We start from the raw sequence: 15077 nt of genomic DNA on the forward strand, positions 1-15077 counted from the left end.
GTCGATCGCGCCTTGCCTTGCCGCGCGTGGCGCCCGGGCGGATCGACGCCCGCGCCGGGCCACGCACGCGGGTCGTGTCACGCATGGCACGAGGTTTGCACGTATCGGGTACCCGGTTCGTCGGCAAGCCCCATTCGGAGACGCATCATGACCACGCTCGCAATTACCGACCTTCACATGCAGCGCGACATCGACCGCAAGACGATGTCGTTCATCCGCGGCGCAGGCGCGCCGTGGGTATTCGGCTGGATCCAGCCCTACACGCCGCCGGCGCCTGCGTTCGGGCCGGTCGTCAACCTCTATCAGACGTACAACACGTTCTACGCGAACCAGGTTCTCAACCAGATCCAGAACATCGACGTCGCGAACTCGGCGCCTGGCGCGAACATCGTGGTCGGGGTCGGCGCGGACGGCAGGAACCGGCTCGTCTAGCGCCGGTTTCAAGCCGGCCGGCAACGCGCGTTCACAAGCCCTGATCGGCATGAACCCGCCCTGAACGAAAAGGAATGGCGCGCCGTGAGCGCAGAACTGCAATGGACTTCGGCGTCACGCACCGACGTGGGCCGGGTTCGCGAGATCAACGAAGACGATTGCCTCGCGTTGCCGCACCGTGGCCTGTGGGCCGTTGCGGACGGCATGGGCGGACATTCGGCCGGCGACCTCGCGAGCCGGATGATCGTGCAGGCGCTGGATCGGCTGGCCGCCCCGGCCACGCTGGCGGACTTCATCGCGGCGGCGCGTACCGCGCTCGATGCCGTCAACGCGCAATTGCGCGAATCGGCCGCCCGGCGCGGCGTGCGCATGATCGGCAGCACGGTGGCGGTGCTGCTCGCGAGCGGCCGCCAATGCGGCTGGCTGTGGGCCGGCGACAGCCGGATCTACCTGTACCGCGACGCGCGCCTGACGCAGCTCACGCTCGATCACAGCCACGTCGCGGAACTGCAGGCGCAGGGCCACCTGAGCGCACAGCAGGCGCGCCATCACCCGTCGCAGCACGTGATCACGCGCGCGGTCGGCGCCGCCGAGCAGCTGCATCTCGACGAACGACGCATCGACGTATGCGACGGCGACATGTTTCTGCTGTGCAGCGACGGCCTGAGCAACGAGCTCGACGAAGCCGACATCTCGGCCGCCCTCGCCTGCGGCGACTGCGCGCGCGCAACGGACGAGCTCGTCGCCCTCGCGTTGCGCGCGGGCGGCCGGGACAACGTCACCGCGGTCGTGATCCGCGCGTCCGATCCCGATGCGTCGGACCGGACGCTCGCCAATCCTTCCGTGCAACGCTGAACGATCGCGCGACGCCTACGCGTCCTTGTCGGGCGTCACGGGGTCCTGATGACGGAACGCTTTCGAACGGATGCCGTGCTTCTTGAGCAGCATCTGCAGGTGCGACCGGTTCATCTCGCAACGGCGCGCCAGTTCGGCCACGGTGCCGCCGGTCTCCTGCAACCCGCGTTCGAGAAACGCACGCTCCGCCTCGTCGCTTGCCGCACGCTTCGCGTCGCTGAGCGACATCGGCCTGCCCGACGTGCCGTCATCGGTCGCGCGAACGGCGGCCGCCCCGGTTTTCGGCCGGATGTCCTCGGGCAAGTGCTCGATATCCGCGACCTCGCCGGCCAGGCACGACAGACGGTAGACGAGGTTGCGCAGTTCGCGGATGTTGCCCGGATACGCGTACGTCAGCAGGAAGTCGCGCAGCTTCGGCGTCGTTTTCAGGGGCCTGCGCTTCAGTGCCCCTGCCGCCTCGTCGCCGAAGTAGGCGAGCAAGAGCGGGATTTCGTCGCGACGCTCGCGCAGCGCGGGCAAGGTCAGATGAATGACGCTCAGGCGATAGAACAGGTCCTCGCGAAAGAGCCCCTGCTCGCTCAATTGCCGCAAGTTCTTGTTGGTGGCCGCGACGATGCGCGTGTCGACGCTGATCGGCTCGTCCGAGCCGACCCGCTGGATCTCGTGCGATTCCAGCACGCGCAGCAGCTTGACCTGGCCCGACAGCGGCAATTCGCCGATTTCGTCGAGGAAGATCGTGCCGGTGTGCGCGCTCTCGAACTTGCCCTTGCGATCGTTCGACGCGCCGGTGAACGCGCCGCGCCGGTGCCCGAACAGCTCGGATTCGAGCAGGTTGTCGGGAATCGCGCCGCAGTTCACCGAGATGTAGGGCCGGTCGGCGCGCGCCCCGTTCGCGTGGATGACTTTCGCCATCAGCTCCTTGCCGGTCCCGCTCTCGCCGTCGATCAGCACCGGCAGATCGGTCGGCGCGGCCTTCTCGGCGATTTCGAGCGCGGCGAGCAGCTTCGGGTTGTCGCCGAAAATGCCCTCGAAGATGAAGCTGCGCTCGATCAGCGCCTGCCGCCGTCGTTGCACCGCGGGCGCGGGCGCCTCCGGCGCGTCGGCCGAATCGGCTGCGTCGGGCGCCTGCGGCGCGGCCACGGCGGCCTCGACGAAGCGCTCCTTGCGCGACATCTGCATGACTTCGTCGCGCAGCACGTTCGCCTGATTGAGCAGCTTCTCGATGTCGACACGCTCGAGCTTGGGCGCCCAGCGCAGCATCGAGCGCAGGATCTCGATCTTCTCGAGCAGGCCGGCATACGAGACCGCGGAGTTGCCGAATCCGTGCGGGTCGAAGAGTTTCATGATGCGCCCAGCTGTTTCTGCACGAGCTGGTAATACATGCCCTGAAGGGCGACCAGCTCGTCGTGCGAGCCCTGTTCGACGATCGCGCCTTCGTACAGCACGAGGATCTTGTCGGCACGCATGATGGTGCTGAGGCGGTGCGCGATGATCACCGCCGTGCGCCCTTGCAGGATTTCGTGCATGTTCGCGAGGATGTTGCTCTCCGACTGCGTGTCGAGCGACGACGTCGCCTCGTCGAACACGAGCAGGCGCGGGTCGTGATACAGCGCGCGCGCGATGCAGAGCCGCTGGATCTGGCCGCCCGACAGGCCCACGCCGCGCTCGCCCACCACCTGCTCGTAGCCGAGCGGCAATTTGCTGATGAAGGCATGCGCGTCGGCCATCCGGGCGACCTCCTCCATGCGGCGCCAGTCGGGGCTCGTGTCGCCGCAGGCGATGTTCTCGGCAATCGAGCCGGAAAACACCAGATTGGACTGCATCACATAGCCGATCTGCTGGCGGTAGTACGCCTTGTCGATCGCGCTCATGTCGTATCCGTCGACCACGATCTTGCCGTCCGTGGGCGCATAGAATCCCACCAGCAGCTTCGCCAGCGTGGTCTTCCCCGAACCGCTGCGCCCGACGATGGCCACCATCTCGCCGCGCTTGATCGTGCAGTTGATGTTCTCGAGCACGTAAGGCGTTTCGTTGCCGCCGTAGCGGAAATACACGCCCTCGAAGCCGATGTCGCCCTGCAGGTCGGGCAGCAGCACGCGCGAGGCCAGTCCGGACGGCTGCTGTTCGGGTTCGATGTCGAGGACGTCGCCGAGCCGTTCCATCGCCACCGCCGCGTCGTTCATCAGGCTCCACATGCCGACGAGTCCCATCAGCGGCGCCAGCACGCTGCCCATGAACGCATTGAAGGCGATCAGTTGCCCGATGCTGAGTTCATGGGCGAGCACGAGGTTCGCACCGACCCACAGGATCACGATGGTGGTCGCCGCATTCAGCAGCTGGCTGCCCAGCGCCACCAGGATGTTGAATGCCTGCGCGCGGTACTGGACGTCGAGCGCCTTCGCATACTTGCGCTCCCACTTCAGCCGCACCGAGCGCTCGATGCCCATGCCCTTCACGGTCTCGACGCCGCCGAGCGTCTCCATCAGCAGCGACTTCGCATCGGTGGACGCGGCGAACACCTCGCGCGCATAGCCTTTCAGCTTCGGCGTCGCGAGCGCGGTGAGCGCCATGATCGGGATCACGAACGCGATCAGCACCAGCGTCATCTTCACGTTGTAGAGGAACATGATCGTGAAGTAGATGAAGATCATCAGCAGATTGAGCGCGGTGGTCACGGTGGACTCCGTCAGGAACGCCCGGATCGTCTGGTTCTCCTGGAAGCGCGCGAACACGTCCCCGCTCTTGCGGCGCGCGAAGAACGAATACGGCAGCGACATCGTGTGTTTGTAGAACTGCGACATCATCGCGAAGTCGAGACTGCGCACCATGAAGTTGGAGAGATGCGCGCGGATCGTGGTCATCAATTGCGTGAACACGTGCGAAACGACGAGCCCGGCGATCAGCAGGTGCAGCAGGCTGACGTTCTGGTGCACGACGACCCCGTCGAGGATGTTCTGGATGATGAGCGGCGGTATGACGCCCAGCATCTGGATCACGAACGTCGCGAGGAACAGGTGCGCGAGGATCTTCCGGTAAGGGCGCAGATAGCCGATGAAGCGCACCCAGGGCGAGCGTGACTCGACCGGCGCCGCGGCTGGCCCGCTCGCGGTAAACAGCAGGCAGGTGCCGCTCCAGCCGCGCTCGAACGCCTCGACGCTCAGCTTCCTGAAGCCGAGCGCCGGATCGGCGATCCGCACCCACGACTTCGACACGCCGTACACGACGACGTAGTGGTAGCCCTCCCAGTGCACGATGAACGGCAGGTCGAACCCGAGCAGCGCCTCGTACGTGCACTGCACGCCGCGCGTCGCGAAGCCGACCGCCTCGCCGGTGCGCGCGAGGCTGTCGAGCGTCGCGCCCTGGGTCGTCACGTTCGCCAGATCGCGCAGCTTGCCGAGCGTCATCGCGACGCCGTAGTGACGGCAGATCATCGCGAGACACGCGGCCCCGCAATCCATTTCCTCCGCCTGCTCGACCAGCACGAAACGCTTGATCATGCGCTCGCCGAACGCGGCGTCGGCGCCGATGTCGATCTGCAGCGGATGGCGGCGCCGTTCGGCGAGCTTCTTCTGCCGCTGCAGTTCCTGGTCGACGTAGCGGATGCGCTCCTCGAGCACCTCGCGCAATTTCGGGTTGCGCTCGAGCATGAAGTGCACGGTCTTTTCCGGAATGACGAGCAGGCGCGTATCGGTGACGGCGGTGACGGTCGCCGCCTGCTCCTGCCGCAGCAGGCACGCGCGCTCGCCGAAGATCTCGCCCGCGCCGAGCGTCGCGAGCGGATAGTCGTTGCCGTCCTCGCGGCACGAGACGCTGACCTCGCCCTGGCGCACGACGTACAGCCGCAGGTCGCCGCCCGGGCCCTGCCGGACGATCTCCTTGCCGGCCGGCACGCGCTTCACGCCGACGCTCGACACGTATTCCTCGAGCTCGGCGCGCGTCAGCTTGCCGCGCAGGTCGAACAGCCGCGTCACGAAACCGCCGGCCGAGCTGATCGCGACATAGCTCGTCACGAACGCCTGCGCGGCCGGGTTGTCGCGCACGATCGGCTCGATCGCGCTGCGTGGGATGCACAGCACCTCGGTCTTCGTCGACGCGCGCACCGACACCTCGTGCCAGTACTCGCGCAGCATCGCCATTTCACCGAACACCTCGCGTTCCTTGCGCACGCCGACGCTGGTTTCCTTGCCGCGCTCGTCGGCGATCAGGCGCACGGACCCGCTGCGCAGCACATACAGGCCCTCGGCGAGGTCGCCGCGATTGCAGACGGTGTCGCCGAACCCATAGGTGCGCACCTGCGCATGGGCGGCCATGCGATCGAGTTCGTCGTGCGAGAAGAGCGACAGCGGCTCCACCGACGCGAGAAACGCCGCGAGCGACGGGGTGCTGGCCGGGGCGGGGGCTTGTGCGTCCATCGATGCGGTTCTCCGTGATCAGCGTGCCTCGATGATGTGTTCCTGCGCGCGCTCGGCGAGCCACTCCTCGCGCAGCAGGCGGCGCACCTCCGACGCGACGTCGGCGTCGAGCGCGGCCGGGTGTTTCGCGGTCACCGAGAAGATTTCGAAGAACGCGCCGTCGGGCGCCGCGAACGGCCCGAGCAGGTCGCCCACGTGCGCGTTGAACACCTTGGCCTCGATATCCGTCTTCAGCGAGCCGCGCAGCACCTTGCCGATCACGCCGCCGCGCTCGCTCGTGTCGGCGATCGAATGCTCGCGCGCCATGTCGCCGAAGCAGCTCGGGTCGTCCTCGAGGATCGCCATCATCTCGCGCGCCTTGCCTTCCGAATCGAGCACGATGTGACTGACCTCGATGCTGTCGAACTTCGGCGAATTGAGCTTGAAGTACGCGTCGACGGCCGCATCGCTGCACACCGTGTCGAGCGTCTTTTCCTGGTACAGCGTATCGGTGATGAAGCGCTCGAACTCGTCGAGACTGACGCCGAACACGTCCAGGTAGCGGTTCATGTCCGCGGCGCGGTGCAGCCCGCGCACGCGGCGAAACTGGTCGGCACGCTCCTGGATTTCTTCCGGCGTGACCTGCATGCCCATCTTCCTTGCCGCGATCACCGTCAGCCGGTCGCGAACCTGCTGTTCGACGAGGCCCTCGAACTGCCCGCTGAGCTTCAGCACGCGGATGAAGTCGTCGGTGCCGATCACCTCGTCGTCGATACGCACTATTGCCGTCATCTCGTTCCCCTTGATCCCTGTCAGCGGCGGCTCGCCCTGATGCGCCGCCGGTGCCTCGCCTCACCGCTTGCCTGCGTTCCGCTGCGCCGTGGCGGCGCCCGTCAGCCCGCGATCTGCCTGAACGGGTCCAGCGCGAACCCGATCAGGCGGCGCTCGCGCACCACGATTTCCGCCGTGGCCGTCATGCCGTAGCGCAGCGGGTAGGTCGTGCCGGCAATCGTGTACGCGTTGCGCACGAGCGCCACCCGGCCCTCGTAGACGGGTTCCTTCGTCTGCGCCTGCGGCTTCGTCGCCGGCGAAATGTATTCGAGCGTGCCGTCGATCACGCCGTAGCGCTGATACGGAAACGCATTGAACTTGAGCTTCACGGGCAGGCCCTCGTGAAGGAACGCGCGGTCCTGCTCCGCGATCGCGACCTTCACCACCGGCCGCGCATCCGACGGCGCGATGCTGCCGAGCGGCGTGTTGGCGAGGATCTTGTCGCCGGGCTGCGTCGTGGTCACATCGGTGATCACGCCGGAGACGGGCGCCAGCACGAGCAGGAAATTGTCCTTGTCGATGTTCTCGAAGCGGATCCGCGCGGCGGCATCCGCGGCGAGGCGCGCCGTCTGCACCTGCAGACGCAGCTTCTCTTCGGTGTTCGCGATGTCGCGCACGGTCGCGTCGTACTGGATGCGCAGCCCGGCGAGCGTCTCGCCGCTGCCTTCGAGTTGCGCCTTCGCCTGCGCGAACTCGTGGCTCTGCTGCGCCTCGAGCTGCGTGAGCCGCGCCTGCGCGACGCGGTAGCTGTCCTGGGCCTGCAGGTAGGCGCTGCGCTTCTGTTCCACCTGGCTCTGCGACACGCCGCCGCCGCCCGGCAGCGCGAACAGGCGCGCGTACTTGTCCTGTTCGTCCTTCGCGAGATCGAGTGCGTGGCGGGCGTTGTCGATATTGCTGCGCGCTTCGTCGATCTGCGCGTGCTGCGATTGCGCGAGCTTGCTGGTGCCTTCGGCAATGCGGTTCTGGTGCAGGTGCTCCTCGACCTCGATCTGTTGCTTCAATGCGTCGGCCTTGCGCTCCATCAGCTGCTTCTTGTCCGGAAACTGCTTCCATTCGCGCTCCGCGTCGTCGAGCTTGAGGCGCGCGTCGAGCGCATTGGTCGCCGCCTCGATCGCGCCGCGCGCGTTGATCCGGCCGATCACGTCGTTCTTTTCGACCGGCTGACCTTCGGCGATGTAGATGTCCACCAGCTCGCCGTCGACGGGCGCGTAGATGCGGCGCACCTCGGACTCCGGCGCGAGCGCGCCCTGCGCCGTCACGATGACGTCGGCGCGGCCGACGAACGACCACAGCAGCGCGCACACGACGAGCCCGACCATCGCGATGATGGTCGCCTGCGTGAGCCGCCACGGCCGCGCCGTCAGGATCGCGATCCCTTCGACGCTGTGATCCTCCAGCGCCTCGCCCAGCGAGCGTGGCGGCTCCGGCGGCGGCGCCTGGCGCGCGCGCTTGAGCAGACTATCGAGCTTCACTGCGCCCTCCCGACGAAGCGAGCCGCTCCAGCGTCGCAACATGGGCGGCGAATTGCGGCGTCGCGAAGCGGAACTGCCTGAGGCGATCCAGTACGGCCGGCCCGTGGCCGGCCCGCGCGTCGCTCTCGAACTGCAGGTACTGCTGCAGGTCCGCCCGCACGGCGTCGAGGCCGCCGAGGCGCGGATAGCGCTGCTCGTCGTCGGCGAGCAGCGCCGGGAGACCGTCGAGGCGGTCGTCGTCGAGCGCCGACGCGATCGCGCGCTGCAGCCGCTCGAGCGCGGCCACGTAGACGGAGTTGTCGCTTTGCAGCCGGCGCAGCTGACTGAGCGCGTCGGCATACAGCACGCCGAACGCGGGAACGTATGACGAAATCCGGTCGAGCAGCCGCTGATGCGCACCCGGGTCGTCGTTCCAGCGGCCGGTCAGCGCCTTGATCGGCGCTTCGTCGCGATAGATGCGGATCGGCGCTTCCGCCCCGCCGCGCCCGGCGACGAACGCCTGCAGCTCGCCGATCCACGCGACTTCGTCGACGAGCGGGCGCGCGTCGGCGTTGTGGCGCGCCAGCGTGCGCATGTCCTGCACGACGGCACGGGCGCGGTCGAAGGCGCGCGCGTTCATCGCGGCGATCCAGTCCGGCACTTTGGACCGGACGAGCGCCTCGGTGCCCAGCGCGACGAACGCCGGGTCGTCGGGATGGCTCGCCAGATGACGGTCGGCGAGTTGCGCCGCCTGCGTGGCGTCGCCGCGCGCCAGCAGCGCATGCATCTCGCGCAGCGGCGCGTCCTGGAAATACAGCGTCGCGACCAGCAGGCCGACCGCCGCGAGCAGTGCGCCGCTCCACCCGCCGAGCCGGCGCAGGTTGACGTGCCCGCTGCCGCCGAACGCCTCGCTCAGCTCCGACAGGAAGACTTCGATCCTGCCGCGCCGGCGGCGCGCGTCATGCGCGGTTTCGGCGGCGCCATGCGCGGCGTGCGGGTTGACCTCGTCGTCCGGCTGAACGGCCGGCACCGTGCAGAAGATGTCGAGAAACGAATGCGCGGTATCGACGAAGGTGGTCCGGTCGGGGTCCGCGGCGGCCGCATGCGCGGCGGCGCCGGGCGACGATGCGGCCGTCACGGTGGAGTCCGGCCCCGGCTCGCGCTGCACCCCGACGCGATAGACGAAATGATCGCCGCCGAACGCGAGCAGCGCGCCGTCGCCGAGCGGCACCGCATGCTCGTCGAGGCGGCGGCCGTCGACGAACGTGCCGTTCGTGCTGCCGAGGTCTTCCACGAAGACCTCGCCGTCCTGCACGTAGATGTGCGCATGACGCCGCGACAGGTAGTTGACCTGATGCGGATACGCGTTCCGGTAGCAGGCGAACGTGTCGTCGGTCTTGCTCACGAGGAACGGGAACGCGGTAATGATGACCGGTTGCAGGCCGAGATCGCCGCGCTCCGGCGCCAGCGTGACGACGGCCGGTCGCGGCGGCCGATGCGTCGCGCGCGGCACGAACGCGGCGCGGTACGCGAGCGCGCCGGCGAAGCGCAGTTCGTCGCCGTCGCGCAGCAGGTGCGGCTTGTCGCCGACCTCGACACCGTTGACGGCCGTACCGTTCTTGCTGCCGAGATCGGCGACGTAGGCCGCGCTGCCTTCGAAGAAAATGCGCGCATGGCGGCGCGACAGGTCGGCCACCAGTTCGGGCCTGGCGGACGCGAACGGCGTGTTGGTGCGCCCGACGGCGAACAGCGCGTGGTCGATCCGGATCTCGCTCAGCTCCGGATGCGAAACCGGCTTGAGCACGATGTCGAACTGCCGGTCGAGCGCGGCGCGTTGCTCGGCAATCGAAGCGGCGTCTGGAACCATGATTCGGCCAACGATCGACATGCGCCCGCCAATGGAGACGCGGCGCAGGCAACGCGACGCGCTTTCGAACCACCTGAGTGAAGCCGCACCGCCAACGCACGTGGCGGCACGATCGTGAAAAAAGTTTAGGCGACGGATGGCGGTAGTCAATCGGCTGGCGCCGATCGCGCGGCTGCGCAGGGCTGGCGTGTTCATTGCAGCGCGTGGCCGGCCGACTCGCTGCCCGCATTCGAGATTTCGACCGCGCGCCAGCCGCCGCCGATCGCCTTGTAGAGCGTGACCGTGTCGCTCAGAATCTGCTGATGATTGGCGAGCAGCGCGAGTTCCGCGGATGCCACCGAACGCTCCGATTCGAGCACCTCGAGTTGCGAGACGAGCCCTTCCTTGAGCTGCGCCTCGACCTGCGCTGCGACGGTGCGCAGACGCGCGCTCTGCTGCTGAAGCTGTATGCGCTGCTGCTTGTGCGCGTCGAGATCGACGAGTGCATTTTCCACCTCCTTGAACGCGGTAAACACGGTCTGCCGGTACTGCTGCTCGGCGACCTTGGTCTGCGCCTCGGTCGTCTTGATGTGCGCGCGCACGCCCGGGTCGAACATCGGCAGGTTGATGCTCGGCAGGAAGCTGAACGTGAAGGCCTTGAAGAGATCCGACAGCGCGAACGCCGCGGTGCCGCCACGCCCGGTCAGGCTGATCGACGGCAGCTGCGCCAGCTTCGCCGCGCCCACTTCGTCATACGATTCGAGCACGCGATACTGCGCGGCGACGACATCCGGCCGGCGCGCCAGCAGTTGCGCGGGCAGCCCCATCGGCACGTCCGGCAGCTTGACGCGCTGCCGGAGATGGCCGGCGGGCATCCTGAATTCGCCGGCCGGCACGCCCAGCAGTGTCGCGAGCGCGTTCTCGGCCGTGTCGCGCTCGCGGTGCAGTTCGATCAGTTCGTTCGCCAGCCCGTTGATCTCCGCGCTCTGCCGCAGCACTTCGGTCTGCGGCGCGATGCCGTTCGCCAGCATCGACTGGTAGATCGCGAGGATCTTCCGGTTCTTGTCGAGCGTGCGCTGTTCCTGCTCGATCTGGTCGTCGAACTGGAGGATCCGGAAATACGTGCTCGACACGTCGGCGACGAGCGTCAGGTAGCCGGCGCGCCAGTCGGCCTCGGTCGCGCGGTATTCGGCCTTCTGCGCCTGCACGCCTTTCTCGACCTTGCCCCAGATGTCGATCTCCCAGTTCACCTGGCTGCCGAGGTTGTAGGACTTCGACAGCGTCTGATGCGTGTTCTTCTCGAAGTCCACGCCCGCGCCGAGGTCGGCGCTCGGCAGCGCGCCCGCCCGCACTTCGCCGACCTGCGCGCCGGCGACCCCGATGCGCGCCGCCAGCACCTTGATATCGACGTTGCCCGCGATGGCCTTGTCGATGAGCGCGTCGAGCGTCGGATCGTCGAAGCTCTTCCACCACTCGGCGTTGACCGTGTCCGACGCGGATACCGGCCCGTGCGCATGCGCCCAGGTGGTCTTTGCCGGCATCTCGGGGCGCTGGTAGACGGGCACGTTCAGGTCCATGCAGCCGGACAGCAACGCCGCGCATGCGCCGGCGGAACCGGCGATGCTGGCCAGCGAACGCATGAGGCCGCGGCAGTTGCGCGTGGCAGTCGGCGACAGGCAGGTGTTCACGATCGACTCCTTGGGCGGAACGCGGCGACGATGCGGGATCGGCGGAAGTGTTGGTGTCGATGCTGCAGCGTGGCACGCTCGCGTCTCGTCTTGCATGGGGCGTGCCAACCGCTCGCGGGGGCGGCGGCAATCGTGCCGGCAGGCCTGCCGGCGCGGGTCCGGGTCACGAAGACGGGAATTGGAGCGACGTGTGCGCGGTACCGGGATCAACGGTGCGTGACGGGACGTCGCAGACAGTTCGGGCTCGGGGTGTCGGGTGTGCGCCGACACTTGGCGCATCGAGCGACCGCGCTGCCGTCCGGCGCTCACCTGCTCGCGTGAGCGTGAGCGTGAGCGCGCGTACGTCGGCGGTCGCCGATCGGCGTGCGCGACGTCACTTCACGTAGATCGTGATTTTCTTCGAATAGACGGGGGGATTGTGCGGCACGTGGTTGGCGTCGCCCATCAGGAGCTGCAGCGTGTGCTTGCCCGGCGGAAGCTCCAGCGTGGTCTCGGTCTCGCCCGCGCCGAAATGCAGGTGATTGCGGTCGGACGGAATCGGCTGGTCCATCGGCGGCAGGTCCGTATCGACCAGCAGGTGGTGGTGGCCCGTGTTCGGAAACTGCACGTGCGACGGCGCGACACCCATGTCGCGCAAGCCGAACCACACGCGGAACGGACGTCCGGCCGGCATCACCTGGCCATCGTTGGGCCAGCCGATGTAGACGACGGCCTTCGGGGGATGCGTGCCGGTCTCTGCGGTCGCCGCCCCCGTCCATAGCAGCGTCACGGCAACGGCGAAGAGGATGAGCTTGTTCATGGCGGCAATTCCCGGTTCGTGCGGCAGGCGCGGCATGGCGCGCTACTTGACCGTGATCGTGATCTTCTTCGAGTACACCGGCGGATCGTGCGGCACGTGGTCGTGGTCGCCCATCAGCAGCTGCAGCGTGTGCTTGCCGGGTGGCAGCTCGATGCGCGCCTCGGTTTGACCGGCACCGTAATGGAGGTGATTCCGGTCCGACGGTATCGGCTGGTCCAGCGGCGGGAGATCGGTATCGATGAGCAGATGATGGTGGCCCACGTTGGGCCGCTCGATGCCTTTCGGGCAGATGCCCATGTTGCGCAGGCCCATGCGCACCCAGAACTTGCCGCCCGTGATCGTTGCACCGTCGGACGGCCAGATGATGTAGGCCTCGGCGCCGGGCGGCGAAGTCGTACGCCCGGCGGCGAACGCGATCCTCGGCGCCAGGACGGTGGCGGCCAAAGCCAACAAGGTAGCCCTTCTTCGCATCGTGTTGCTCCTCGCGTGGATGGCGGCGCGCGGCGTCGGACAGTGGAGCGTGTCTAACAGCTTAGGACGTAATCGACAGGAAGGCACATAACGATGTTCCCGGGTAACGGGCCGGCCGCGATGCGCGGATCCGTATGTCCGTTTTTTGCAAGACCCACGGGTGGATCCGGTGATCGCCGCCAGGCGCACGTGCTATCTTGAATGTGTCCCGGCCGCGCCCGTGCCTGCCGCAAGCCGGCATTGCGCTCGCCGCGACCGAACACCCGGCAATGGCTGCGCTCCGCCTTCGGCATCGGGTCCGACGGCGCACCCTGGGGGGCTCAACATGTGGCGAATACTCCTGCCCGCATGCCTGTTTGCGTCGATCTCGGTTGCATCGAGCACGTGCTCCGGCGAGGACATGCATGTTTTTCCCGCACCGCCGTCGGCGTCCGCGCGTGCCCCGTCAGTCGAACCGCGGCGCGTCGCGCTCGTAATCGGCAACGGCGCCTATCGCGATCATCCGCTCGCCAATCCCGTCCATGACGCCGATGCAATGAGCGACGCGCTGCGCGCGCTCGGCTTCGACGTCATCACGTTGCGCAATGCGACCCGGCAGCAGATGCTCGACGGGCTTGCCGCGTTCGAACGCCACGGCTCGGCCGGCGGCACCGGGGTGGTCTATTTCACGGGCCACGGCGCCAGCGTCGGCGGAGCGACATGGCTCGCGCCGGTCGATGCCGACGTCGGCGCGCCGGCCAGCCTGTCTCGAACGGGTATCGACCTGCAAACCGTGTTCGCCGCGACGTCGCGGCCGCGCGGCGACCGGATTGATCTGATCATTCTGGATTCCTGTCTGATCGCGCCTCCCGGTGCCGGCCACGTGGCGCCCCCCGAGCCGCCGCCGCATACGCTCGTCGCATACGCGGCAGCGCCGGGCGCAGGTGCGGCCGATGGTACCGCGCATGGTGTCTACACGGCAGCGCTGCTGCAGACGCTCGCGGTGCCGGGGCTCGGGATCGCACAGGTCTTCGACCGTGCCGGCGCGATGGTCGAACGCGCCACCGGGCATCGGCAGACGCCGTGGATCGCGTCTTCCCTGTCCGGTGCGGCAGCGACGTTGGCGTTCACCGGGGCGCGTCGCGCTGGAACCGGCGACGCGCATGCCGGCGGCGGCACGGCGCAACGATCCGACGTGCTGGCGGACGTCGGCGTCGTGGCGCTCGATAGCCGCGGCGTGATGCCGAAAGACAGCGCCGAACAGTACGAAATCACGTTCTGGGAGTCGATCAAGGACAGCAAGGAGGCGGGCGACTACGAAGCCTATCTGAAGACCTACCCGAACGGCCGCTTCGCGCAGTTGGCGCAGGCTCGTCTCGCGCGACTGCGCGCGGCCGCGCCCAAGGCGCCAGCGGCGTCCGCGCCCGCGCAGACGGCGAGCGCCGCGCCGGCCCCCGCCCCCGCCGCCGTTTCGGCTCCGGCTCCGGCTCCGGCTCCGGCTCCGGCTCCGGCGCAGCCCGCGCACACGTCCGGCTCGACGCCGAAAGCGCCGCCGCCCGCTGCCGCGGCGGCTCCGTCGGCACCGCCGCAGAAAGGCGGCGCGACGACCGCCAATGAAATCCACGATTGCCCTGCCTGCCCCGCCATGCTGGCGGTCAGTCCGGGGGCTTTCACGATGGGCAGCAATTCGGGCGATCCGTCGGAAAAACCTGCGCATCGCGTGACGCTCGATCACGCCTTTACGCTGGCGAAGTACGGAGTGACGGTTGCGCAGTGGAACGCGTGCCGCGATGCAGGCGCCTGCCCGCGCCTGCCCAACGACAGCAACACGGCGGCGAACGCGCCGGTGCGCGACCTGAGTTGGGACGATGCGCAACTGTACGTCAAGTGGCTGTCGAAAATCAGCGGCAAGTCTTACCGGCTGCCGACCGAGGCCGAATGGGAATTCGCGGCCCGTGGCGGCACCGCGACGCGCTACTGGTGGGGCAACGAGATGCGCCCGGGCAACGCCAACTGCAAGGACTGCGGTCAGCCTTGGCATGCCGACGCACCGGACAACGTCGGCTCGTTCGCGGCCAATCCGCTCGGCTTCTACGACATGGGCGGCAGCGTATGGGAATGGGTCAGCGATTGCTGGCACAACTCGTACAGGAATGCGCCTGCCGACGGCCGCTCATGGGACGAGCCGAATTGCCAGGTCCGCGTCATCCGCGGCGGCTCGTGGCGGGATGGTGCAGGCTACATGCCCGTTTCGACACGCTTCAAGTACGACAGCAGCGTACGTTATTCGGCAAACGGGTTTCGTGTGGCGCGGGACATGAAGTAGATCGATGT

At 67.8% G+C, this 15077-nt stretch carries 11 protein-coding genes and 1 pseudogene; 4 read left to right on the forward strand and 8 right to left on the reverse strand.

Going from position 1 to position 15077, the window contains the following annotated elements:
• Positions 1–147: 147 nt before the first annotated feature.
• Positions 148–432, forward strand: a complete 285-nt coding sequence (locus DIE02_RS02070; protein ID WP_044846565.1) for a hypothetical protein — start codon at positions 148–150, stop codon at positions 430–432.
• Positions 433–516: 84 nt separating this feature from the next.
• Positions 517–1287 carry a PP2C family serine/threonine-protein phosphatase gene (locus tag DIE02_RS02075; protein WP_124528501.1) on the forward strand — a complete coding sequence of 257 codons (771 nt, stop codon included), beginning with the start codon at positions 517–519 and terminating at the stop codon, positions 1285–1287.
• A 15-nt stretch (positions 1288–1302) separates the two neighbouring features.
• Here DIE02_RS02075 and DIE02_RS02080 read toward each other — a convergent pair whose 3' ends face one another.
• The 8 genes from DIE02_RS02080 to DIE02_RS02115 form a co-directional block, all read right to left on the reverse strand.
• Positions 1303–2631 (reverse strand): sigma-54-dependent Fis family transcriptional regulator, encoded by a 1329-nt coding sequence (locus DIE02_RS02080; RefSeq protein ID WP_124528503.1) that lies wholly within the window; start codon positions 2629–2631, stop codon positions 1303–1305.
• Positions 2628–5699 carry a peptidase domain-containing ABC transporter gene (locus tag DIE02_RS02085; protein WP_124528505.1) on the reverse strand — a complete coding sequence of 1024 codons (3072 nt, stop codon included), beginning with the start codon at positions 5697–5699 and terminating at the stop codon, positions 2628–2630. The genes DIE02_RS02080 and DIE02_RS02085 overlap by 4 nt, the downstream gene beginning before the upstream one ends.
• A gap of 18 nt (positions 5700–5717) precedes the next feature.
• Complete coding sequence (locus DIE02_RS02090) at positions 5718–6470, reverse strand: peptidylprolyl isomerase (protein ID WP_044846561.1); 753 nt, start codon at positions 6468–6470, stop codon at positions 5718–5720.
• Positions 6471–6571: 101 nt separating this feature from the next.
• On the reverse strand, positions 6572–7981 hold the full coding sequence (locus tag DIE02_RS02095; RefSeq protein WP_124485922.1) for an HlyD family efflux transporter periplasmic adaptor subunit: 1410 nt from the start codon (positions 7979–7981) through the stop codon (positions 6572–6574).
• Positions 7968–9827 carry an FHA domain-containing protein gene (locus tag DIE02_RS02100; protein WP_124528508.1) on the reverse strand — a complete coding sequence of 620 codons (1860 nt, stop codon included), beginning with the start codon at positions 9825–9827 and terminating at the stop codon, positions 7968–7970. The genes DIE02_RS02095 and DIE02_RS02100 overlap by 14 nt, the downstream gene beginning before the upstream one ends.
• Before the next feature lie 191 nt (positions 9828–10018).
• A complete protein-coding gene (locus DIE02_RS02105; RefSeq protein WP_124528815.1) occupies positions 10019–11446 on the reverse strand; it encodes an efflux transporter outer membrane subunit in 1428 nt (475 codons plus the stop codon).
• A gap of 421 nt (positions 11447–11867) precedes the next feature.
• Complete coding sequence (locus DIE02_RS02110; protein ID WP_124485920.1) at positions 11868–12293, reverse strand: DUF4399 domain-containing protein; 426 nt, start codon at positions 12291–12293, stop codon at positions 11868–11870.
• Positions 12294–12335: 42 nt separating this feature from the next.
• Positions 12336–12764, reverse strand: a complete 429-nt coding sequence (locus tag DIE02_RS02115; protein ID WP_124485919.1) for a DUF4399 domain-containing protein — start codon at positions 12762–12764, stop codon at positions 12336–12338.
• Between the two features lie 400 nt (positions 12765–13164).
• Here DIE02_RS02115 and DIE02_RS36385 point away from each other — a divergent pair.
• Both DIE02_RS36385 and DIE02_RS02120 read left to right on the forward strand, forming a co-directional pair.
• A pseudogene (locus tag DIE02_RS36385) lies at positions 13165–13788 on the forward strand (caspase domain-containing protein); the annotation flags it as partial.
• A gap of 3 nt (positions 13789–13791) precedes the next feature.
• The gene (locus DIE02_RS02120) at positions 13792–15069 is read left to right on the forward strand and encodes a formylglycine-generating enzyme family protein (RefSeq protein ID WP_409364360.1); all 1278 of its coding nucleotides are present in this window, start codon (positions 13792–13794) and stop codon (positions 15067–15069) included.
• Positions 15070–15077: the final 8 nt, after the last annotated feature.

The sequence above is a fragment of the Burkholderia sp. Bp8991 genome (assembly GCF_003853795.1).
In the GTDB taxonomy this organism is placed as follows: domain Bacteria; phylum Pseudomonadota; class Gammaproteobacteria; order Burkholderiales; family Burkholderiaceae; genus Burkholderia.